We start from the raw sequence: 20,121 nt of genomic DNA, 5'->3' as shown, positions 1-20,121 counted from the left end.
TGCTCACCCAGCTGATGCAGGTGTCCACCGCCCACGTCTACCTCACCTACCCCTTCGTGCTGAGCTGGTCGATGATGGAAGCCATGAGCATCGGGTGCCTGATCGTGGGCTCGGACACGGCCCCGGTGCGCGAACAGATCCGGCACGGGGAAAACGGCATTTTGGTGGACTTTTTCAACCCTGAGGCGCTGGCCGAGGCCGTGGCCCAGGCCCTGCAGAACCGGGACGAGCTTCAGGCGCTGCGCGCGGCGGCGCGGGCCCAGATCGTCGCCCAATACGATCTGGCCAGCGTGTGCCTGCCGGCCCAGATGGACTTGGTCAAGCGGCTGGCCGGCGCGGCGGGGTAATCCCGCCGCCGGCAGCCCCGCCCGCCCAGCGGAAAGTCAGTCGCCCGAAGTGACCAGGAAATCCCGGCTGATCCCGCCGCCAAGGTCGTTCACCCGGTCCAGGAACTGCGTGAGGAAGGCGTGCAGCCCCGTGGCCAGGATCTCGTCAATGCGGCCGTATTGCAGGTCGGCCAGCAGGCGCCCGGCCTTGCGGCGTGTCTCCGCCGACTGTTCGTTGGCCAGCACGGACAGGTTCTCCACCACCTCGCGCAGGCAGGCGTGCAACGAGCGCGGCATGTCCCTGCGCAGGATGAGGAGGTCGGCCACGCGGCCGGGGGTGATGACGTCGCGGTACACCTTGCGGTAGACCTCGAAGGCGGACACGCTGCGCAGCAGCGAGCTCCAGTGGTAGAAATCGTTCTCCTGGTTGCGCTCGCTGGCGCGGCCGAAGAAATCGTTTTCCACCGCGTGGAACTTCACATCCAGCAGCCGCGCCGTGTTGTCGGCCCGCTCCAGGAACGTACCCATGCGCAGGAAGTGGAAGGCCTCGTCCTGCAGCATGGTCCCCAGCACCACCCCGCGCGAGAGGTGCGAGCGGTACTTCACCCATTCAAAGAACTGCCCCGGATCGCGCTCGAATCCACCGCCCTCGAGCAGCCGGTGCAGCTCCAGCCAGGTCTGGTTCTGGGTCTCCCAGACTTCGGTGGTCAGCGCGCCCCGCACGGCCCGCGCGTTCTCGCGCGCCGCGCGCAGGCACGACAGGATGGAGGACGGGTTGTTGCCATCCCGCACCATGAACTCCAGGACCTTCTGGGGGGTGACCTGGCCATACTGGGCCGTGTAGGCGGGGATGAGTTCGCTGATGGACAGCAGCCCCTCCCACCCCTCCTGCGCCACGTCGGCTGACTGCGGGAGCAGCGAGGTTTCGTAGCTCACGTTGAGCATGCGGGCGGTGTTCTCTGCCCTTTCCGTATATCGGGACATCCAGAACAGGTGATCGGCTGTGCGGCTCAGCATGCTGCCTCCGTGATCGAACAGGTCAGAGAACTCCGCGCGTGCTGCGCACGCAAGCGGTGTTGTGTCGAAAGCCTGCCTGCGGCGGACTTTTCTACCCTCTCGGTGTAGCAGGACATCCAGAACAGATGGTCGGCAGTACGGCTCAGCATCTCAAAACCCCCCGATTGTTTGCGTCATGCCACCCATGGATTGCGTCATTCGCCCTGCGGATGGGGAGACTGACTGCGCGGCGACAACGTCCTCCCCGAGCACCCACGTGTCCTTGGTGCCCCCGCCCTGCGATGAATTCACGACCAGCGAGCCCTCTTGCAGCGCGACGCGCGTGAGGCCGCCCGCCACCATCTGGACGTCGCGCCCGCTGAGCACGAAGGGCCTCAGGTCGATGTGGCGCGGCGCGATGCCGCTTTCCACATACGTGGGGCAGCTGGAAAGGCTGAGCGTGGGCTGGGCGATGTAGCCTGCAGGGTTCGCCAGCAGGGCGCGGCGGAAGTCTTCGATTTCCGCCTGCGTGGCGGCGGGCCCGATCAGCATGCCGTAGCCACCCGCACCGTGTACTTCCTTGACGACCAGGTCCTTCAGGTGGGCCAGCACGTGCTGCAGGTCATCCGGCTTGCGGCACATCCAGGTCGGCACATTCTTGAGCAGGGGCTCTTCGCCCAGGTAGAAGCGGATCATCTCGGGCACGTAGGGGTACACCGACTTGTCGTCAGCCACACCGGTGCCCACAGCATTGCAGATGCCCACGTTGCCCGCACGGTAGGCCTCCATGAGGCCGTAGCACCCCAGGGTGGAGTTGCGGCGGAACACTTGCGGGTCGAGGAAATCATCGTCCACCCGGCGGTAGATCACGTCCACTCGCTGCAGGCCGCGCGTGGTGCGCATGTAGACGAATTTGTCCTTGACAACCAGGTCCTGCCCTTCCACCAGTTCCACGCCCATCTGCTGGGCCAGGAAGGCATGCTCGAAGTAGGCGCTGTTGTGCATGCCGGGCGTGAGCACGACCACCGTGGGCTCGTCCGCCGCAGCGGGGGCGCTGGCACGCAGGGTTTCGAGCAGCATGTCGGGGTAGTGCGCCACCGGCGCGACCTTGTGCAGGCTGAACAGCTCGGGGAACAGCCGCATCATCATCTTGCGGTTCTCCAGCATGTAGCTCACGCCGCTGGGCACCCGCAGGTTGTCCTCCAGCACGTAGTACTCGCCATCACCCTGTGCGTTGGGGGCGCGCACGATGTCGATGCCGGCAATGTGCGCGTAGATGTCCTTCGGCACATGCACGCCCGCCATTTCCGGCCGGTACTGGGCGTTGTGGATGATAAGGTCGGCTGGCACGATGCCGGCACGGATGATGTCCTGGCCGTGGTAGACGTCCTGGATGAAGCGGTTGAGCGCCGTGACCCGCTGCACCAGGCCCTGCTGCATCCTCGACCACTCGTGGGCCGGAATGATCCGAGGGATCAGGTCGAACGGAATCAGCCGCTCGTTGCCCGCTCCGCCCTCGTCCTTGGCGCCGTACACGGCAAAAGTGATGCCCACGCGCCGGAAGATCATCTCGGCCTCGGCCCGGCGGGCCTGCATCACGTCAGGGGGCTGTTTGCTCAACCACTGCGCATAGCGCTTGTAGTGTTCGCGCACATCGCTGCCTTCAAAAGGCAGCATGGCGTACATCTCGTCAAATTTCTGCATGAACTGGCCTCCTGCACGCAGGATAGCAAGTTGTGCGCCCACCCCGCTGACTGCCCCCCGGCGGCAGCTCGGCGCGCCGCATCACTCGGGCCGTTGCGGTGCGCGGTGCTGCCAATAGCGGGGGTTGGCATCGCGCTCGCATCGCACGGCAGCGGGCGCAGACGACGACCACACCGCGGCGCCGCAGCGCGAGGATTCCACCACCTCGATCCCGCGGTCGCGATAGCGTTGCGCCACCTCGGGCGCGGGATGGCCGAATCGGTTGCGGTAGCCCGCCTGCACCAGGGCAGTGCGTGGTTGAACGGCCTCCAGAAAGGCGGGCGAGGAAGACGTCTTGCTGCCATGGTGAGGCACCAGCAAGAGATCCGCCCTCAAGGGCGCCCCGCGCGCCACCAACGCCTGCTCCTGCGCGGCCTCGATATCGCCCGCGAGCAATGCCACTGGCGGCGCAGGCCCCTCCGCCGGGGGCTGGCCGGCCACGATGCGCAGCACGCAACTGAGCGTATTGGGCCGTGCCGCGGAGGGGCCGGCGGATTGCGCCAGCGGATGCAGCACCTCGAACTCCACGCCGTCCCAGGTCCAACGTTGGCCGGCCACGCACGGGGACGCGGGGCGCAGGGCCTGCAACGTGTGCTCTGCTTCGATCGAGCCCACCAGAGCGGCCGTGGGCTGCTGGGCCAGCACGGCGGCGGCGCCCCCGGTGTGGTCGGCATCGCGGTGGCTGAGCATGAGGGTGTCCACGCGCTCGCCCAGCGCCCGCAGCAGCGGCACCAGCACGCGGTGGCCCGCATCGCTCTCGCGGCTGAAACGCGGTCCTGCGTCATACAGCAGCGCGTGGCTGGCGGTGCGCACCAGCACGGCGTTGCCCTGGCCGATGTCCGCCGCCAGCAACTCGAATTGCCCGGGTGCAGGGCGGGCCGGCTGCCATGCCAGCGCAGGCCACAGCAGGACCAGCGCCGACAAACGCAGGCGCCACGGCAGGCGTGCTGCCAACAGCGCCCCGCCAGCCACGGCCATCACGCCCGCCCACAGCGGCGCAGCGGGCAAGAACACCACGGCCCATGGCCACTGGGCCAGCCACTGCAGCAGGGCCGCCAGCGGCTGAAGGCTGAGCGCCGCAAGGCTCCAAAAAGGCGCCCACAGCACACCGCCCAACGCCAGCGGCGTGACCACCAGCGTGACCCAGGGGATGGCCACCAAATTGGCGGCAAACCCCACCAGCGCGACCTGACCGAACAGCAGCAAGGTCAGCGGCGTGAGCGCCAGCGTGACCACCCACTGCTCCCGAACCAAGGCATAAAAATAGCCTCTTGCGCCCGCAGGACGAGCGCCACCAGCTATCGGATTGGTAGCAAACAAAATTCCAACTGCCACAAAGCTCAGCCAGAACCCCGCTTGCGCCAGGGCCCAGGGGTCGGCCACCACCACGGCCGCGCAGGCCAGCAGCCACACATGCGGCCACGGCCAGCGGCGCCCGCTGAGCCGCAGCGCCGCGATCGCGGCCAGCATGATCACCGTGCGCTGCGCGGGCACGCCCCAGCCGCTGAACAAGGCATAAGCCGTTGCCAGCAGCACACCAGCCACCAATGCGGCCGAAGGCGCGGGCACGACCAGGCACAGCCGCTGCGATCGGCGCCACAGCGCCCGCACCACGAGTGCGGCCAGCCACGCAAACAGTGTGATGTGCAGGCCCGAGATGCTCATCAGATGAGCGACTCCAGTGGCACGGAAGACATCCCAGTCAGCGCGGTCAATGGCGCGCTGGTCACCGGTGACCAGGGCAGCCACCACGCCGGCGATACGGACGCGGGCGGGATCCGGATCGGAATCCGGCGGCGCGAGCCGGTCCAGGATGGCGTCGCGGACCGACTGGCGGGTGCGCTCCACCGGATGCCGCCAAGTGGAGGCGAGCAGCTGGGGCGGCTCGTCCTTGGAACCTGCCCGGACATAGCCGGTGGCCTGCACGCCCTGCTCCCACATCCAGAGCTCGTAGTCAAAGCCGTGAGGATTGCGCAGGCCATGGGGCGCCTTGAGCCGCACGGTCAGGCTCCAGCGCTCGCCAGCCGTGAGGGCTGGGGGCTGGCGCTGCAGCTCTGCCAGCCCTGCAGCATCCCGCCAAGGCCCTCCGTACCATGCTACTTCGATGCGCGGGGGCAGCTGCACGGGGGCGCCGTCCAGGTGCGCTGCCTCCACGGCCAGACGGATCCGCGTGCCGGCTTCGTTGACCTGCGGCATGGCCGAGACCACGCCGGTCACGCGGATGTCCTGCCCCTCCAGAGCGGGACTCAGGCCGCCAGCCGCGTAGTCCACCGCGCGCAGTCCGCATACCGCGAACATCGCCAGCATCCCTGTTCCCACCGCCCAGATCACGCCAGGCATCGCGCGCCGTCGCAGGAATGCGCACGGGCCCGAGCCCCCCACACATACGCCCATCAAGCCCGCCAGCAGAAGAAGCGCCCCATAGGCCGCAGCACTCCAAAGCACCGGCTGCTGCAACTGCGCCACCGCTCCTGCCACGAGGCCCGCCAGCCACGCTGGCACGCGCCAAGGGGCTGCCTCCTGAGCTCGGGGTGCCCGGGCGATCGCATCGTCCGTGGTATGAAGCGGGCCGGCATTAGGCGTACTTATGGTGGACATGGGCTGATGCTAATGCCGCGCCAGGCCCCCCGCCGCCGTGATCCGCGGGCCATGCTGTGTAACACTCGCGCGACCGTGGCGGGTGGCGCATCCGCCGTTTCCCCATTCCGTTACTTCCTGCGAGGAACACCATGAGCGTTTACGACAAGCTGAAAGAACTCAACATCACCCTGCCGCCCGTCGCGGTGCCCGCAGCCGCCTACGTGCCCTATGTGCAGACAGGCAACCTGGTGTTCCTGTCCGGCCACATCGCCCGCAAGGACGGCAAGCCCTGGGCTGCGCAGTTCGGCCGCGATATCGGCACCGAGGAAGGCAAGCAGGCCGCCCGCGCCGTAGCGATCGACCTGTTGGGCACACTGCACGCCGCCACGGGTGGCGACCTCAACCGCGTCAAGCGCGTCGTCAAGCTCATGAGCCTCGTGAACTCTACCGGCGATTACACTGAGCAGCATCTCGTGACCAACGGCGCGAGCGAGCTGATTGGTGAGGTGTTCGGCCCAGAGAAGGGCACCCACGCGCGCAGTGCCTTTGGTGTGGCTCAGATCCCGCTGGGCGCCTGCGTCGAAATCGAACTTATTGCAGAGCTCGCATGAACCGCGGAACTCGGGTGTTCCTGAACACCTGAACCCAGGCTGCGGTTCCGCGCACAGAGGCGGTCATCGCAGCGCCGAAGGCAGCCCCTCGGCTCCTTCCCGCTTCAGAACGTTTCCCAGTCTTCCTCGGCGCCCTGAGCGACCTGCGGTTTGCGAGGGGCCGCTGCAGACGCGGGGCCAAGCTGTGGAGCTGCCGGTGCGGTGGCCGCAGAGGGCTTGGCAGCCGGTTTGGCTGCATTGGCCGCTGGGGCTGCCTTGGCAAGGGGTTTGACCACAGGCCTCGCGGCAGAGACCCCCTTGGCAGCCGACGCCCGCGCCGCCTCAATGGCCGCCTGCGCCTGCGCTGGGGCGTAGCTCGCCGCGTTCACCTTGAAGCGCGACACGACCTGCGCCAATTGGTCTGCCTGTTCGCGCAGGCTTTGGGCTGCGGCAGCGCTTTGCTCGACCAGCGCGGCATTCTGCTGCGTCATCTGGTCAAGGTTGCCAATGGCCTGGTTGACCTGCTGCACCCCCGCGCTCTGCTCCGACGACGCCGCCGTGATTTCCCCGATCATGTCCGTGACACGCTGCACGGACTGAACGATGTCCGTCATGGTGGTGCCGGCATCCGACACGAGACGCGAGCCTGTTTCCACCTTGTCGACCGATGCAGTGATGAGCTGCTTGATCTCCTTGGCGGCCTCGGCACTGCGCTGGGCGAGACTGCGCACCTCGCTGGCTACCACCGCAAAGCCACGCCCCTGCTCGCCTGCGCGCGCGGCTTCCACCGCGGCATTCAGCGCGAGAATGTTCGTCTGGAACGCGATGCTGTCGATCACGCCGATGATGTCGGCGATCTTCTTGCTGCTGTGGTTGATGTCTTCCATGGTGGACACCACCTGAGTGACAACCTCGCCCCCGCGCCGCGCCACACCGGTCGCGCTCGCGGCCAGGCTGCTGGCCTGCTGTGCGCTGCCGGCGCTTTGCTGGATGGTGCTGGTGAACTCCTCCATCGCGGCAGCCGTTTCCTGCAGGTTGCTGGATGTCTGCTCGGTGCGGGCCGACAGATCGTGGTTGCCCGTGGCGATCTCCGCGCTGGCGATGGCGATGCTGTCGGTGCTCTGGCGCACTTGGTGGACCATGCGGCCCAGGGCGTCGCTCATGGCATAGAGCGACCGCAGCAGGTCGCCAAACTCATCGCCCCGGGTGACAGCCACACTCTGGCTCAGATCCCCGCTGGCGATGCGCTCGGCCAGTCCATTGGCCTGCTCCAGCGGGCGCTGGATGCTGCCGATGAGAAAGTGAGCGCCGACGATGATCGCCAGCAGCAGCAGCCCCACGGCTACTGCAGCGATCTTCACGGTGAGCATCCGCTCGGCCGCCATGGCCTGTTGCCGGCTTTCTGCCTGTTGCTGCTGTTGCTGCACAAAGTCCCGCAGGGTGCCAAGGTACGCGGCCACGGCGGGGTTGTAGCGCTGGGTCACCAGCGCCACGGCTTGGTCTTGCTGGCCTTCGCTCTTGAGCTTGCGGGCCTCGCCGCGCAGATCGATCATGGTCTTGCGCGCGGCCGCGATCCTGGCCATCTGCGCCTTGTCCGCGTCGGACAGGGCCATCGACTCCAGCGACTTCTGCACTTCGCTGATCTTCGCCGACGTGGCGGCGATCACGTCCTTGAATTCGGTCTCCACGGCAGCGTCGTTGCTGACGATCAACGCTTGGGTCCTGGCGGCATTGGTCTCCGTCAACCCCGCCCAGGTGATGGCCGCATTGACGCGGGCCTGCATGTCGCGCGCCACCATGTCGGAGCGGGCTTGCACCTGGGCGCTGCGATATCCCGAAAAGGCGACCACGGCCACCAGGAGAACAACGATGGTGACGACCGCAAGCCAAAGCTTGTGGGCCATGCGTAGCGAGTTGGGCATATGTGTCTCCGTTCTACGTTGTGCAATGGAACCACAATGGTGCGCGCTTTCTCGCCATTGCACAAACCCGAAGGTGACAAGCCCGACAGTCCTGCCCGCGGCGCCCTGGCGGGGCCGCGCGGGCTCCCGCGTTTACTCCACGCGCGTCACTGCAGAGGGCTTGAACCCGAGGTCCGCCGCCTTCCCTTTGCGCCCGCGGGCTGCCCGCGCATTGTTCAGGCTGCGGATTTCCAGGGTTTCGTCGCGCTGCTTGCCGCCGCGGCCCAGGCCATCGATGCGGATGCTGCGCGTGTAGGCGGCAGCGCCCGCCAGCTGGTCCTTGTCCTCCAGGTCGATCAGCATCAGCCCGCGCCCGCCGTTGGCCAGGGTCTTGAGTTCGGCGATCTCGAACGTCAGGATGCGCCCACCGGTAGACGCACAGGCCACATGCGTGGCGGGGGGCACGGGCTTGCTGCCTGACGTGCCCGCGGCGTGCGAAGGCACGCACACCGTTTCGCCCTCACCCAGCGTGAGGAAGGCCTTGCCGCCCTTCTGGCGCGAGACCATGTTCTCCACCGCCGCCAGGAAGCCGTAGCCCCCGGAGCTGGACAGCAGCAGCGTGGCATTGGCCGGGCCTGCGAAGTAGTGCAGCAGGTGCGTGCCGGATTCGAGTTCGATCAGGGTGGTCAACGGCTGGCCGTCGCCCCGCGCGCCGGGCAGCAGCGACACGGCCACCGAGTACACGCGGCCATTGCTGCCAAAGGCCAGCAAGGTGTCCACGGTGCGGCACTCGAACGTGCCGTAGAGTCCGTCACCTGCCTTGAAGGCAAAGCTGGCCGCCTCGTGCCCATGGCCCGTGCGGGCGCGTACCCAGCCCTTTTGCGAGACGATCACCGTCACGGGCTCATCCACGACCTTGACTTCGGCCACGGCCTTTTTCTCGGCCTGGATCAGCGTGCGGCGCGCATCGGCAAAGGTCTTGGCGTCCTGCTCGATCTCCTTGATCATGGTGCGGCGCAGCGAGCCGGGGTTGTTCAGGATGTCTTCGAGCTTGCCCTGACTTTCGCGCAGCTCTTTCAGCTCCTGCTCGATCTTAATGGCTTCCAGCCGCGCGAGCTGGCGCAGGCGGATTTCCAGGATGTCCTCGGCCTGGCGGTCGCTGAGGTTGAAGCGCGCGATCAGTGCGGCCTTGGGCTCGTCCGCCTGGCGGATGATGGCGATCACCTCGTCGATGTTGAGCAGCACGGTCTGCCGCCCTTCGAGGATGTGGATGCGGTCCAGCACCTTGGCCAGCCGGTGCTGGCTGCGGCGGGTGATGGTGGCCTGGCGGAAGGCGATCCACTCCTCCAGCATCTGGCGCAGCGATTTCTGCACGGGCTTGCCGTCCAGGCCCACCATCGTGAGGTTGACGGGGGCCGAGGTTTCCAGGCTGGTGTGGGCCAGCAGCGCGGTGATCAGCTCCTGCTGCGGCGTCTTGCCCGTCTTGGGCTCGAACACCAGGCGCACGGGGGCATCCTTGCTCGACTCGTCGCGTACCACGTCCAGCACGGCCAGCATGCTGGCCTTGAGTTGCGTCTGCTCCTGGCTCAGGGCCTTCTTCCCCGCCTTGACCTTGGGGTTGGTGATCTCCTCGATTTCCTCAAGCACGCGCTGCGTGCTGACGCCCGGCGGCAGTTCGTTGACCACCAACTGCCACTGGCCGCGCGCCAGCTCTTCGATCTTCCAGCGCGCGCGCACCTTGAGGCTGCCCCGGCCGGTGCGGTACGCGTCCGCAATGTCGCCCGCGCTGCTGATGATCTGGCCGCCGCCGGGGTAGTCCGGGCCGGGCACGAGGGCCATCAGCTCTTCCTGGCTCAACGACGGGGACTTGATGAGCGCCACGCAGGCGTCGGCGATCTCGCGCAGGTTGTGGCTGGGGATCTCGGTGGCCAGGCCCACGGCGATGCCGCTGGCGCCATTGAGCAGCGCAAACGGAAGGCGGGCGGGCAACTGGCGCGGCTCCTCCGTGCTGCCGTCATAGTTGGGCATGAAATCGACGGTGCCTTCGTCGATCTCGTCGAGCAGCAGACTGGTGATGCGCGACAGCCGCGCCTCGGTGTAGCGCATGGCTGCGGCACCATCGCCATCGCGGCTGCCAAAGTTGCCCTGGCCATCGATCAGCGGGTAGCGCTGGGCAAAGTCCTGCGCCATGCGCACCAGGGCGTCGTAGGCCGACTGATCGCCATGCGGGTGGAAACGGCCGAGCACGTCGCCCACCACGCGGGCGCTCTTGACGGGCTTGGCCGCCGTGTTGCGCGTCGGGCCGCTGTAGCCCAGGCCCATGCGGTCCATCGAATACAGGATGCGCCGCTGCACGGGCTTGAGGCCATCGCACACATCGGGTAGCGCACGGCCCTTGACGACGGACAGTGCGTATTCGAGATAGGCACGCTGGGCGTAACCGGCCAGGCCCAGGGAGTCGCCCCCATCGTCGCCTGCGGTCGTGAAATCCAAAGTGGGTTGGTCGCTCATTCGTTCGCTAGGGGTTCTTGAATCACGTTCTGGGGAGGGGTCTGCGCCACGTTGGTGGATGGCATGTTGCCCCGCTGCGCGGCGCCGCCGGACAGCTCCATGCGCACGCGGCCGGGCGTGGCACGGCGGGTCAACACGGGCGCGGGCGGCTTGAGCTGGGCATACAGACCCATCACCGTGCGCACGTAGTTCTGTGTTTCCTTGTACGCCGGTATCTGGTTGCCCGCCCTTTGCACGGCACCTTCGCCCGCGTTGTAGGCGGCCAGCGCCAGATCGATGCGGCCCGGGAACAGGTCGAGCAAGTGGCGCAGATAGCGGGTGCCGGCGGGTACGTTCACTGCGGGGTCGGTGAGCTTTTGCTCCACCGTGCGCTTCTTGTCCGCACTCACGCCGAAACGGCTGGCCGTGGCGGGCATGACCTGCATCAAGCCCACGGCGCCCTTGGGGGACACGGCGGTGGCATCAAAGCCCGACTCGGTGGCGATCACCGCCTGCAGCAGCTCATAGTCCACGCCATGCTGGCTGGAGGCCGCGCGCAGGTGGTGCTTGACGCGCTTGTAGTCCGGCGCAATGTCGAAGAACGCCAGCAGCCGGGCGCCACCGGCCGGCAGTGCAGACGGCATGGCCGGAGCGCCCGGCGGCATGTCACGGGTCGAATCGAAGTCGTTCCCCCGGAAAAACAGCTGGTAGCGGCTGTCCACCTGCTCGGCAGCAAAGTGCGTGACGCCACGCTCATCCACGTGCGCCCACAGGTCCGGCCAGGCAGCCTGCTGCGTTAAACATAGCAGCAAACCCAATAGCGGCAAGCGCCAGGCACTGTTTTTAATCAGGAATTTCATTGCCGACCCCACGGATGGGGCGCCTCGCCGGATCAGATATCGATCTCCACCGCGTCGCCGTGCAATTCCATCAGCTCGCGTCGGGAGGCGGCTTCGCCCTTGCCCATGAGCTTGGTGATAAGGCCTTCGGTGGCGGCGAAATCCATGTCGCCCAGTTGCACGGGCAGGAGGCGCCGCGTATCCGGGTTGAGCGTCGTTTCCCACAATTGTTCCGCGTTCATCTCGCCCAGGCCCTTGAAGCGGCTGATCTGGCACTTCTCGCGGGGCACGCCGTCCTTGGCGCACTTGTCGAGGATGGCCGTCAGTTCGCCCTCGTCCAGCGCGTACATCTTGGCGGCGGGCTTCTTGCCGCGCGCGGGCACGTCCACCCGGAACAGGGGCGGGCGCGCGACGTAGATGTGGCCTGCCTCGATGAGCTTGGGGAAGTGGCGGAAGAACAGGGTGAGCAGCAGCACCTGAATGTGCGAACCGTCCACATCCGCGTCCGAGAGGATGCAGATCTTGCCGTAGCGCAGGCCCGAGAGGTCGGGCGAGTCCTGGGGGCCGTGCGGGTCCACGCCAATGGCCACCGAGATGTCGTGGATCTCGTTGTTGGCAAACAGCCGGTCGCGCTCGACCTCCCAGGTGTTGAGCACCTTGCCGCGCAGCGGCAGGATGGCCTGGCTTTCCTTGTCTCGGCCCATCTTGGCGCTGCCGCCGGCCGAGTCGCCTTCCACCAGGAAAACTTCGTTGTGCGAGAGGTCGCGGCTTTCGCAATCGGTGAGCTTGCCGGGCAGCACGGCCACGCCCGAGCCCTTGCGTTTTTCCACCTTCTGGCCGGCCTTCTGGCGGGTCTGCGCGGCCTTGATGGCCAGTTCGGCCAGCTTCTTGCCGTAGTCTACGTGCTGGTTGAGCCAGAGTTCGAGCGCGGGGCGGACGAAGCCGGACACCAGCCGCACCGCGTCGCGCGAGTTCAGCCGCTCCTTGATCTGGCCCTGGAACTGCGGGTCCAGCACCTTGGCACTCAATACGTAACTGGCCCGGGCAAACACGTCCTCAGGCAACAGCTTGACGCCCTTGGGGAGCAGGCTGTGCAACTCGATGAAGCTCTTGACGGCGTTGAACAGCCCGTCGCGCAGGCCGCTTTCGTGCGTGCCGCCCGCGCTGGTGGGGATCAGGTTCACATAGCTCTCGCGCATAGGGGCGCCGTCTTCGGTGAACGCCACGCACCACGATGCGCCCTCACCCTCGGCAAAGCTCTCGTTGTTGCGGTCGGCAAAGCCTTCGCCCTCGAACAGCGGAATCACCGGCTCGGCCGTGAGCGTCTGCATGAGGTAGTCGCGCAGGCCGCCCTTGTACTGCCACGTCTGCGTGTCGCGGGTTTTCTCGTTGACGAGCTGCACCGTCACGCCGGGCATGAGCACGGCCTTGCTGCGCAGGAGGTGCGTCAGCTCGCCCATGGGCAGCGCGCTGGACTCGAAATACTTGGCATCGGGCCACACCCGCACCGACGTGCCCTGCTTGCGCTCGCCCGCCTCCAGCGGGCGCGCCACCAGGGGCTCGACCACATCGCCGGCCGCAAACACAAGGCGCGCCACCTTGCCTTCGCGGTAGCTGGTGGCCTCCAGCCGGGTGGCCAGGGCGTTGGTCACGCTCACGCCCACACCGTGCAGGCCGCCCGAAAAGCTGTAGGCGCCACCCTTGCCCTTGTCGAACTTGCCGCCCGCATGCAGGCGGGTGAACACCAGTTCGATCACGGGCGCCTTCTCTTCAGGGTGCAGGCCGAATGGGATGCCCCGGCCATCGTCCTCCACGCTCACCGAGCCATCGGCATGCAGGGTGACGCGGATCTTCTTGCCGTGGCCAGCCAGGGCCTCGTCGGCTGCGTTGTCCAGCACTTCCTGGACGATGTGCAGGGGGTTGTCGGTGCGGGTGTACATGCCCGGACGCTGCTTGACGGGCTCCAGGCCCTTGAGCACGCGGATCGAGCCTTCGGAATATTCACTACTGGCGGACACAGAAGACGGTTTGGCGGACATAGCGGCGGATTGTAGTGCGGCAGCCGGGGTGTAGCTGGATAAAAAGACAGCCATTACCAGCCGCCCGCGGCCACTGTACTGGTCGCAATCGCTCGCCCCTGTATCTGCGCGTTTCGCACAAACTGGCTACATTCCTGCGCATGCATATGAATCCTCCCAAACTGTCCATGTTCCAGGTGCTCGCGTGTGGCGCGGCGATCGTGACCTTGTCCATGGGAATCCGCCACGGCTTCGGGCTCTGGCTTTTGCCCATCACCCAGGAAATGGGCTGGACGCGCCAGTCGTTTGCGCTGGCCATTGCCATCCAGAACCTGTCGTGGGGCCTGATCGGCATCTTCGCCGGCATGGCGGCCGATCGCTTCGGCGCCTTTCGCGTGCTCATCGGCGGCGCGGCGCTGTATGGCCTGGGCCTCGCAGGCATGGCGCTGTCTCCCACGCCTGCCCTCTTTGCGCTGACGGCCGGCGTGCTGATCGGCGCGGCCCAGGCGGGCACCACCTACGCGGTCATCTATGGCGTGCTGGGCCGGCAGATTGCGCCGGAGCGCCGCTCCTGGGCCATGGGCGTGGCGGCCGCAGCCGGTTCGTTCGGCCAGTTTCTGATGGTGCCCGTGGAGGGGTGGCTGATTGCGGGCCTGGGCTGGCAGCAGGCGCTGCTGGCGCTGTCCATGGCGGTACTGCTTATCGTGCCCCTGGCCTTTGGGCTGCGCGAGCCGGGCTTCAAGGGCAGCGCCCCCGTCCAGCGCGAGCAGACCATCGTGCAGGCGCTTTCGGAGGCGTTCCGCTATCCCAGCTTCAACCTGCTGATGGCCGGCTATTTTGTGTGCGGGTTCCAGGTGGTGTTCATTGGCGTGCACATGCCCAGCTACCTGAAGGACCATGGCCTCTCGCCCCAGGTTGCCAGCTACGCGCTGGCGCTGATCGGTCTCTTCAACGTCCTGGGCACCTACGTGGCGGGCACGCTGGGGCAGCGCCTGCCCAAGCGGTTCATCCTTGCGTTCATCTACATGGCGCGAGCGGCCGCCATCAGCGTTTTCCTGCTGGTGCCGTTGTCGCCGCTGTCGGTGTATGTGTTTTCGGCGGTGATGGGAACCCTGTGGCTGTCCACCATCCCCCCCACCAACGCGACCATCGCGCAGATTTTTGGCGTTCAGCATCTCTCGATGCTCGGCGGCTTCGTGTTCTTCAGCCACCAGATCGGCAGCTTCCTGGGCGTGTGGCTGGGCGGGTATCTGTATGACGCCACCGGCAGCTACGATATCGTCTGGTACATCGCCATTGCCCTGGGCATCTTCGCCGGGCTGGTCAATCTGCCGGTCAAGGAAAACCCCATCCGCCGCGCCGCTGCTGCAGCCGCTTGAACCCATGCATACCAGCCCTTCAATGCCCGCCAGCCACAAAACCCAGCCACCGCGCCCTCGGCGCTGGCTGGCCTGGCTAGGCTGGGCGGCGGCCGTGCTGGTGTGCCTGGCCGTGTTCGGCATGTACACGGTGCCCGACTTCATGGTGATGCTGGCCGATCAGATGTGGAGTTGCTTCTGAAGCGGCTTCTGCACGGCGGTTTTCAAGCCTTTTTGGACTCCAGCGCTTTCTGAACAAGCGCAAGCAGCTACTTTTTCGATAGCAAATGCACGGTACGGAATCCCCTTCCCCCTGGGTGTGTCGATGGACCCACCTGATCGCGCCCGGCGGCACGGCGCTGGACGTGGCCTGCGGCGCCGGGCGCCATCTGCGCTGGCTGCACAGTCAGGGCATACGAGTGGCGGGGGTCGACCGCTCCAGCGAGGCCCTCGCAGCCTGCGCGGGCCTGGGCGAACTGGTGTGCGCGGACATCGAAGGGGGCCCGTGGCCCTTTGCCAGTCGCCAGTTCGACGCCGTGGTCGTCACGAACTATCTGTGGCGCCCCTTGCTGCCCATACTCATTCAGAGCCTGGCCCCGGGCGGCGTGCTGATCTACGAGACCTTTGCCCTCGGCAACGAAACCGTGGGCCGCCCTGCCCGGCCCGAGTTCCTGCTGGCTCCCGGCGAACTGCTGCAGGTAAGCGCCGGCCTGCGCGTGGTGGCCTATGAAGACGGGTTCGAGGAGGAACCCGCGCGTTTCGTGCAACGCATCACGGCCGTGCGGGAACTCCCGCATGCCCAGGGGCCCCAACGGCATCTGCTGCCTGCGCGCACTCGTTAGAATGCCCTTTTACCGTTTACCACTGCGGACATGACATCTTCCTCCGTGCCTCTCACCGGCAGCATCGTCGCCCTCGTCACCCCCATGCACGAAGACGGCAGCGTGGACTACCCGGCACTGCGCAAACTGATCGACTGGCACATCGCCGAAGGCACCGACTGCATTGGCGTGGTGGGCACCACGGGCGAATCACCCACCGTCAACGTCGAAGAACATTGCGAGATCATCCGCGTAGCGGTCGAGCAAGCCGCCAAGCGTGTGCCCATCATGGCCGGCTGCGGCGCCAACTCCACCGCCGAGGCCATCGAGCTGGCCAAGTTCGCGCGCGGCGTGGGGGCCGACAGCCAGTTGCAGGTTGTGCCCTACTACAACAAGCCCACGCAAGAGGGCCAGTTCCAGCATTTCAAGGCGATTGCCGAAGCCACGGGCGACCTGCCCATCATCCTGTACAACGTGCCCGGCCGTTCCGTGGCCGATATGCAGCACGACACTGTGCTGCGGCTGGCGCAGGTGCCGGGCATCATCGGCATCAAGGAAGCCACTGGCAACATCGAGCGCGCCCAATGGCTCATCCGCGACGTGCCCAAGGGCTTTGCCGTGTATTCGGGAGACGACCCTACCGCGGTGGCGCTCATGCTGTGCGGCGGGCACGGCAACATCAGCGTGACCGCCAATGTCGCGCCGCGTCTCATGCACGAGCTGTGCGTGGCAGCCCTGGCGGGCGACGCGCGCAGCGCCATGGAAATCCAGTTCAAGCTGATGCCCGTGCACAAGAACCTCTTCGTGGAAGCCAACCCCATCCCCGTCAAGTGGGCCATGGCCCGCATGGGCCTGTGTGGCGCCACCATGCGCCTGCCGATGACGCCGCTGGCGGCCAGCAACGAAGCCGTGGTCGAAGCCGCACTGCGCACCAGCGGGCTGATCTAATCCGGGCCGCGCCCGCTCCCCGAGACACCTTTTCCCAAGGATTTCCGCGTGAAAGCTGCTACCACCCGCTTCGGCCTGCTGGCCCTTGCCATGGCCCTGTCCGCCTGCGCCGCCCTGGAAGGCGACAAGATCGACTACAAGAGCGCCACCAAAGGCTCTACCCTCGAAGTTCCTCCCGACCTGACCCAGCTCTCGCGCGATTCGCGCTACGCAGTCCCAGGCAGCGGACCCGTCTCGGCCGCCGCCATGCAGGCAGGCCAGGTGGCGCAACCCTCGGGCACCGCGAACGCCGCAGCAGCGCAACTGGGAGACGTGCGCATCGAGCGCGATGGCAACCAGCGCTGGCTGGTCGTCAACCGCCCTGCAGACAAACTCTGGGAGCCCGTGCGCGACTTCTGGCAGGAAAGCGGCTTCAACCTGGACCAGGCCGACGCGTCCGTGGGCATCATGGAAACGGACTGGGCCGAGAACCGTGCCAAGCTGCCGCAGGACATCATCCGCTCCACGCTGGGCAAGCTGCTCGATTCGCTGTATTCGACCGGCGAGCGCGACAAGTTCCGCACCCGGCTGGAACGCAATGCCAACGGTGGCACAGAGATCTACATCACCCATCGCGGCATGATCGAGGTGTACAGCAACACCACGAAAGACACCACGGTATGGCAGCCCCGCCCTTCCGACCCAGAACTCGAAACTGAATTCCTGCGCCGCTTGATGGTGAAGCTGGGCGTCAGCCAGGAGCAATCCAAGGCCGTGGCAGCGGCACCTGCACTGCGCGCCCAGTCTGCGCGCATGGCCACCGTGAACAACCAGCCGGTGGTCCAGCTGGACGAGGGATTTGACCGCGCATGGCGCCGCGTGGGCCTGGCGCTGGACCGCACCGGCTTCACCGTGGAAGACCGCAACCGCAACGAAGGTACCTACTTCGTCCGCTACGTGGCCCCCAACGCCGACAAGAAGGAACCCGGGTTCTTTGGCAAGCTGTTCAACTCCGCACCCGCAACACCGCCGCTCAAGTACCGTATCGTGGTGCGCAGCCAGGGCGACTCCACCACCGTATCAGTGCTGAATGAAGCCGGTGCACCGGAATCGTCCGCCAACGCAGAGCGGATCGTGCGCGTCATCACGGACGACCTGAAGTAGCCGGCAACGCACCTTGGCAGCCACAACCCTCCTGCGCCCGATAGGGCGCGGGTAGGCCGCGGCCAGCGACTCCCTCACCACACCATGCTGCGCTTCAAGAATCTGGGGAGCGGCAGCACCGGCAACGCCACGGTCGTGGAAGGACGTTGCGGCACCCAGGTGCGCCGCCTGCTCATTGATTGCGGTCTGGGCATCCGGCAACTGCAGGCACGGCTGGCCCAGGCGCAGTTGCAGATCGAAGATCTGGACGCCGTCTTCATCACCCACGAGCATTCCGACCACATTGGCTGCGCGCAAGCGGTGGCCACGCGCTTTCGCATTCCGGTATGGATGAGCCAAGGCACGCACGATGCCCTGGGATCCCCGGACTTTGATGGACTGCTGAACGTCGCGCACGACATGGAAGGCATCGACATGGGCACCTTCCAGGCGCTGCCGTTCACGGTGCCCCACGATGCCCGCGAACCGCTGCAGCTGCGCTGCTCGGACGGTGCGTCCCACCTGGCTGTGCTGACCGACCTGGGCCACGCGAGCGACCATGTCCTGCAGCAACTGCAAGGCTGCCAGGCCTTGATGATCGAAGCCAATCACGACCCCGATCTCCTGCAAGCCTCCAGGTATCCGTTGTTTCTGAAGCGCCGCGTTGGGGGTCCCTACGGGCACTTGGCCAACGTGGCCACCGCAGGCATTCTCCAAGCAGTGCGGCACCCCGGCCTGCGGTGTGTGGTGGCCGCCCACCTGAGCGCTCAGAACAACGCTCCTCTGCTTGCGCAGCGGGCGCTCGCCCCCGCCTTGGACTGGGCCGAAGAAGAGATCACGGTGGCCAGCCCCACGACGGGGACGGCTTGGCTCGCAGTCGCGTCCTGACGCATTGCACGCCAGAAATCGCATATCCGCCCCACGAATAGTAGATCTGCAGGCCTGGCACGGCCACTGTCATACAGAGCCGCGCCTCGGCCCTTCGCGGCAACAAACACCTATAAACAAAAAAAGCCCCGACCTTGCGGCGGGGCTTCGCGCGGGCATCAGCAGGTTTGAAGACCTGCCAGTGTCAACGACAGGGTGACTTACTTGGCAGCGGAAGCGCCAGTAGCGGCCGTAGCAGCGGCGTCAGCAGCAGCCTTGGCAGCGTCGGCCGCAGGAGCGGAAGCTGCGTCGGAAGCAGCAGGTGCGGCAGGAGCAGCTTCAGAAGCGGCAGGAGCTGGTGCAGGAGCCGGTGCCGGTGCTTCCACAGGAGCGGGGGCCGGTGCTGGAGCGGGTTCTTCCTTCTTGCCACAAGCGGCGAGTGCAGCAGCTGCGATCAGGGCGGCCAGAACGAGAGAGTTCTTCATTTCGATTTTCCTAGTTGGACAGACAGGGTCTTGAGAGAAGCCACGGCGTCCGGCTTTGTGATAGCCCCGGATCCGTTGGCACATGCACTTGGCTTGCACCACTTCGGCGCAGCCTCAAATTATATTGGTATTTAGTCAATAGTGACTAACACTGACGAAAGCTTTACGCCAAGTTGACACGCCGCAATGCAGAAGCTCCGGCCTACAAACCCAAAGTCGATGCAGGAAAGCCGGGGGTGCTTTTGCTGCGCAGCCATTCATTCAGGGTTTCACGCAGCAGGACGCGCCGATCCGGCTCGCTGCCGGTCACGCCCACGCATCGTTCTGGGTCCAGGCGCTGCATCACCCATTGCGGGGACCACAGCGCGCTGGGGATGTCGAGCGGATCCGCCGACGGGCTGCGCCTGCAAGTGATGATGTGATCCCAGGTGCCACGCCAGCGCACAAAGCGGGCATGGCGGCGCACGACTTCGTCATAGCTGCAAGCCAGCATGGTAAAGCGCCGGCTCCCGTGCGCCCAGTCTTGCAATGCTTCCACCACGCTGCGCTCGCCCAAAGGCCAGTCATGGAAGTTCGCATCGCTGACCAGGATTTCCTTCCATCCTTCGCGCGCAGCTGTGGCAATCGCGTCGCGCACCAATTGCGCAAACGCCTCCCGTCCACTGAAGCGTCCGGTCGGTAAAACCGGCGGCGGGCCGGCATGGGAGTCAAGGTTTTCGTTGCTCATGGGAACGCTCCTTGCACAGATGGTACAGAACCTGTCCGCGCCATGCTCCACTGCGAAGGGAGACCAGCTCCGCCGTGTTCAGCACCCCATGCCCTGGCCCGCCGGCCTCCCAAGCGCCTGGCAATCAGAATCACAGAAGGCTAACCAGCCCACGGGTGAACCCAGCCCGCATCGCACCACGACGACACCAGCTCCAGCGCATCGTCGCTGGCCCGCGCGCGCTCGCGCGCCCTCAAATTCCGCGCGACCCAGCACAGTAGGGCCGCGCTGGCCCGGCGGCGGGACCCCCGCCCCCACCCCCCCCAGTAAC

The 20,121-nt window shown here is 66.4% G+C and carries 18 protein-coding genes; 8 read left to right on the top strand and 10 right to left on the bottom strand.

Going from position 1 to position 20,121, the window contains the following annotated elements; genetic code table 11:
• Positions 1 to 347 (top strand): glycosyltransferase (locus MRY84_RS19675; RefSeq protein ID WP_291507379.1); only part of this gene is annotated, 347 nt, incomplete at its 5' end.
• Between the two features lie 36 nt (positions 348 to 383).
• Here MRY84_RS19675 and MRY84_RS19670 read toward each other — a convergent pair.
• The 4 genes from MRY84_RS19670 to MRY84_RS19655 all read right to left on the bottom strand — a co-directional run bounded on the left by MRY84_RS19670 (position 384) and on the right by MRY84_RS19655 (position 5,663).
• The gene (locus tag MRY84_RS19670; RefSeq protein ID WP_291507378.1) at positions 384 to 1,343 is read right to left on the bottom strand and encodes an alpha-E domain-containing protein; all 960 of its coding nucleotides are present in this window, start codon (positions 1,341 to 1,343) and stop codon (positions 384 to 386) included.
• Positions 1,337 to 1,492 (bottom strand): alpha-E domain-containing protein, encoded by a 156-nt coding sequence (locus tag MRY84_RS19665; protein WP_291507377.1) that lies wholly within the window; start codon positions 1,490 to 1,492, stop codon positions 1,337 to 1,339. The genes MRY84_RS19670 and MRY84_RS19665 overlap by 7 nt, the downstream gene beginning before the upstream one ends.
• A gap of 1 nt (position 1,493) precedes the next feature.
• Positions 1,494 to 3,026 carry a circularly permuted type 2 ATP-grasp protein gene (locus tag MRY84_RS19660; protein WP_291507376.1) on the bottom strand — a complete coding sequence of 511 codons (1,533 nt, stop codon included), beginning with the start codon at positions 3,024 to 3,026 and terminating at the stop codon, positions 1,494 to 1,496.
• Positions 3,027 to 3,107: 81 nt separating this feature from the next.
• The gene (locus MRY84_RS19655; RefSeq protein WP_291507375.1) at positions 3,108 to 5,663 is read right to left on the bottom strand and encodes a DNA internalization-related competence protein ComEC/Rec2; all 2,556 of its coding nucleotides are present in this window, start codon (positions 5,661 to 5,663) and stop codon (positions 3,108 to 3,110) included.
• Between the two features lie 131 nt (positions 5,664 to 5,794).
• Between MRY84_RS19655 and MRY84_RS19650 the strand changes: the two genes are divergently transcribed.
• Positions 5,795 to 6,256: a RidA family protein gene (locus tag MRY84_RS19650; RefSeq protein WP_291507374.1), complete on the top strand. Its 462-nt coding sequence runs from the start codon at positions 5,795 to 5,797 to the stop codon at positions 6,254 to 6,256.
• Positions 6,257 to 6,360: 104 nt separating this feature from the next.
• On the opposite strand, the gene MRY84_RS19645 is transcribed toward MRY84_RS19650, so the two are convergent.
• The 4 genes from MRY84_RS19645 to MRY84_RS19630 all read right to left on the bottom strand — a co-directional run bounded on the left by MRY84_RS19645 (position 6,361) and on the right by MRY84_RS19630 (position 13,504).
• A complete protein-coding gene (locus tag MRY84_RS19645) occupies positions 6,361 to 8,157 on the bottom strand; it encodes a methyl-accepting chemotaxis protein (protein WP_291507373.1) in 1,797 nt (598 codons plus the stop codon).
• Positions 8,158 to 8,289: 132 nt separating this feature from the next.
• On the bottom strand, positions 8,290 to 10,647 hold the full coding sequence (parC, locus tag MRY84_RS19640) for a DNA topoisomerase IV subunit A (protein ID WP_291507372.1): 2,358 nt from the start codon (positions 10,645 to 10,647) through the stop codon (positions 8,290 to 8,292).
• Positions 10,644 to 11,486: a lytic transglycosylase domain-containing protein gene (locus MRY84_RS19635; protein WP_291507371.1), complete on the bottom strand. Its 843-nt coding sequence runs from the start codon at positions 11,484 to 11,486 to the stop codon at positions 10,644 to 10,646. The genes parC and MRY84_RS19635 overlap by 4 nt, the downstream gene beginning before the upstream one ends.
• A gap of 32 nt (positions 11,487 to 11,518) precedes the next feature.
• A complete protein-coding gene (locus tag MRY84_RS19630) occupies positions 11,519 to 13,504 on the bottom strand; it encodes a DNA topoisomerase IV subunit B (protein WP_291507370.1) in 1,986 nt (661 codons plus the stop codon).
• Positions 13,505 to 13,644: 140 nt separating this feature from the next.
• Here MRY84_RS19630 and MRY84_RS19625 point away from each other — a divergent pair, with 140 nt between their 5' ends.
• The 6 genes from MRY84_RS19625 to MRY84_RS19600 all read left to right on the top strand — a co-directional run bounded on the left by MRY84_RS19625 (position 13,645) and on the right by MRY84_RS19600 (position 18,620).
• A complete protein-coding gene (locus MRY84_RS19625; protein ID WP_291507369.1) occupies positions 13,645 to 14,862 on the top strand; it encodes an MFS transporter in 1,218 nt (405 codons plus the stop codon).
• A 22-nt stretch (positions 14,863 to 14,884) separates the two neighbouring features.
• Entirely contained in the window at positions 14,885 to 15,043 is a 159-nt protein-coding gene (locus MRY84_RS19620) for a hypothetical protein (RefSeq protein WP_291507368.1), read from the top strand.
• An 85-nt stretch (positions 15,044 to 15,128) separates the two neighbouring features.
• Positions 15,129 to 15,683, top strand: a complete 555-nt coding sequence (locus MRY84_RS19615; protein WP_291507367.1) for a class I SAM-dependent methyltransferase — start codon at positions 15,129 to 15,131, stop codon at positions 15,681 to 15,683.
• Between the two features lie 30 nt (positions 15,684 to 15,713).
• The gene (dapA, locus tag MRY84_RS19610; RefSeq protein WP_291507366.1) at positions 15,714 to 16,610 is read left to right on the top strand and encodes a 4-hydroxy-tetrahydrodipicolinate synthase; all 897 of its coding nucleotides are present in this window, start codon (positions 15,714 to 15,716) and stop codon (positions 16,608 to 16,610) included.
• A 48-nt stretch (positions 16,611 to 16,658) separates the two neighbouring features.
• The gene (gene bamC, locus MRY84_RS19605) at positions 16,659 to 17,753 is read left to right on the top strand and encodes an outer membrane protein assembly factor BamC (RefSeq protein WP_291507365.1); all 1,095 of its coding nucleotides are present in this window, start codon (positions 16,659 to 16,661) and stop codon (positions 17,751 to 17,753) included.
• An 84-nt stretch (positions 17,754 to 17,837) separates the two neighbouring features.
• The gene (locus MRY84_RS19600; RefSeq protein WP_291507364.1) at positions 17,838 to 18,620 is read left to right on the top strand and encodes an MBL fold metallo-hydrolase; all 783 of its coding nucleotides are present in this window, start codon (positions 17,838 to 17,840) and stop codon (positions 18,618 to 18,620) included.
• Between the two features lie 200 nt (positions 18,621 to 18,820).
• Here the strand turns inward: MRY84_RS19600 and MRY84_RS19595 are convergent, their stop codons facing one another.
• Both MRY84_RS19595 and MRY84_RS19590 read right to left on the bottom strand, forming a co-directional pair.
• Positions 18,821 to 19,084: a hypothetical protein gene (locus tag MRY84_RS19595; RefSeq protein ID WP_291507363.1), complete on the bottom strand. Its 264-nt coding sequence runs from the start codon at positions 19,082 to 19,084 to the stop codon at positions 18,821 to 18,823.
• A 202-nt stretch (positions 19,085 to 19,286) separates the two neighbouring features.
• Complete coding sequence (locus tag MRY84_RS19590; RefSeq protein ID WP_291507362.1) at positions 19,287 to 19,811, bottom strand: hypothetical protein; 525 nt, start codon at positions 19,809 to 19,811, stop codon at positions 19,287 to 19,289.
• Positions 19,812 to 20,121 lie beyond the last annotated feature (310 nt).

It is taken from the genome of Acidovorax sp., assembly GCF_022763525.1.
Classification (GTDB): domain Bacteria; phylum Pseudomonadota; class Gammaproteobacteria; order Burkholderiales; family Burkholderiaceae_C; genus Acidovorax.
The sequence above is the reverse complement of the archived record's forward strand: the minus strand, read 5'-3'. Positions and strand labels throughout refer to the sequence as shown.

Bases quoted from the DNA above. Each gene is read 5' to 3' on its own strand.
- MRY84_RS19670 (WP_291507378.1), bottom strand. From the start codon at position 1,343: ATGCTGAGCCGCACAGCCGATCACCTGTTCTGGATGTCCCGATATACG.
- MRY84_RS19665 (WP_291507377.1), bottom strand. From the start codon at position 1,492: ATGCTGAGCCGTACTGCCGACCATCTGTTCTGGATGTCCTGCTACACC.
- MRY84_RS19660 (WP_291507376.1), bottom strand. From the start codon at position 3,026: ATGCAGAAATTTGACGAGATGTACGCCATGCTGCCTTTTGAAGGCAGC.
- MRY84_RS19655 (WP_291507375.1), bottom strand. From the start codon at position 5,663: ATGTCCACCATAAGTACGCCTAATGCCGGCCCGCTTCATACCACGGAC.
- MRY84_RS19650 (WP_291507374.1), top strand. From the start codon at position 5,795: ATGAGCGTTTACGACAAGCTGAAAGAACTCAACATCACCCTGCCGCCC.
- MRY84_RS19645 (WP_291507373.1), bottom strand. From the start codon at position 8,157: ATGCCCAACTCGCTACGCATGGCCCACAAGCTTTGGCTTGCGGTCGTC.
- parC (WP_291507372.1), bottom strand. From the start codon at position 10,647: ATGAGCGACCAACCCACTTTGGATTTCACGACCGCAGGCGACGATGGG.
- MRY84_RS19635 (WP_291507371.1), bottom strand. From the start codon at position 11,486: ATGAAATTCCTGATTAAAAACAGTGCCTGGCGCTTGCCGCTATTGGGT.
- MRY84_RS19630 (WP_291507370.1), bottom strand. From the start codon at position 13,504: ATGTCCGCCAAACCGTCTTCTGTGTCCGCCAGTAGTGAATATTCCGAA.
- MRY84_RS19625 (WP_291507369.1), top strand. From the start codon at position 13,645: ATGCATATGAATCCTCCCAAACTGTCCATGTTCCAGGTGCTCGCGTGT.
- MRY84_RS19620 (WP_291507368.1), top strand. From the start codon at position 14,885: ATGCCCGCCAGCCACAAAACCCAGCCACCGCGCCCTCGGCGCTGGCTG.
- MRY84_RS19615 (WP_291507367.1), top strand. From the start codon at position 15,129: ATGCACGGTACGGAATCCCCTTCCCCCTGGGTGTGTCGATGGACCCAC.
- dapA (WP_291507366.1), top strand. From the start codon at position 15,714: ATGACATCTTCCTCCGTGCCTCTCACCGGCAGCATCGTCGCCCTCGTC.
- MRY84_RS19600 (WP_291507364.1), top strand. From the start codon at position 17,838: ATGCTGCGCTTCAAGAATCTGGGGAGCGGCAGCACCGGCAACGCCACG.
- MRY84_RS19595 (WP_291507363.1), bottom strand. From the start codon at position 19,084: ATGAAGAACTCTCTCGTTCTGGCCGCCCTGATCGCAGCTGCTGCACTC.
- MRY84_RS19590 (WP_291507362.1), bottom strand. From the start codon at position 19,811: ATGAGCAACGAAAACCTTGACTCCCATGCCGGCCCGCCGCCGGTTTTA.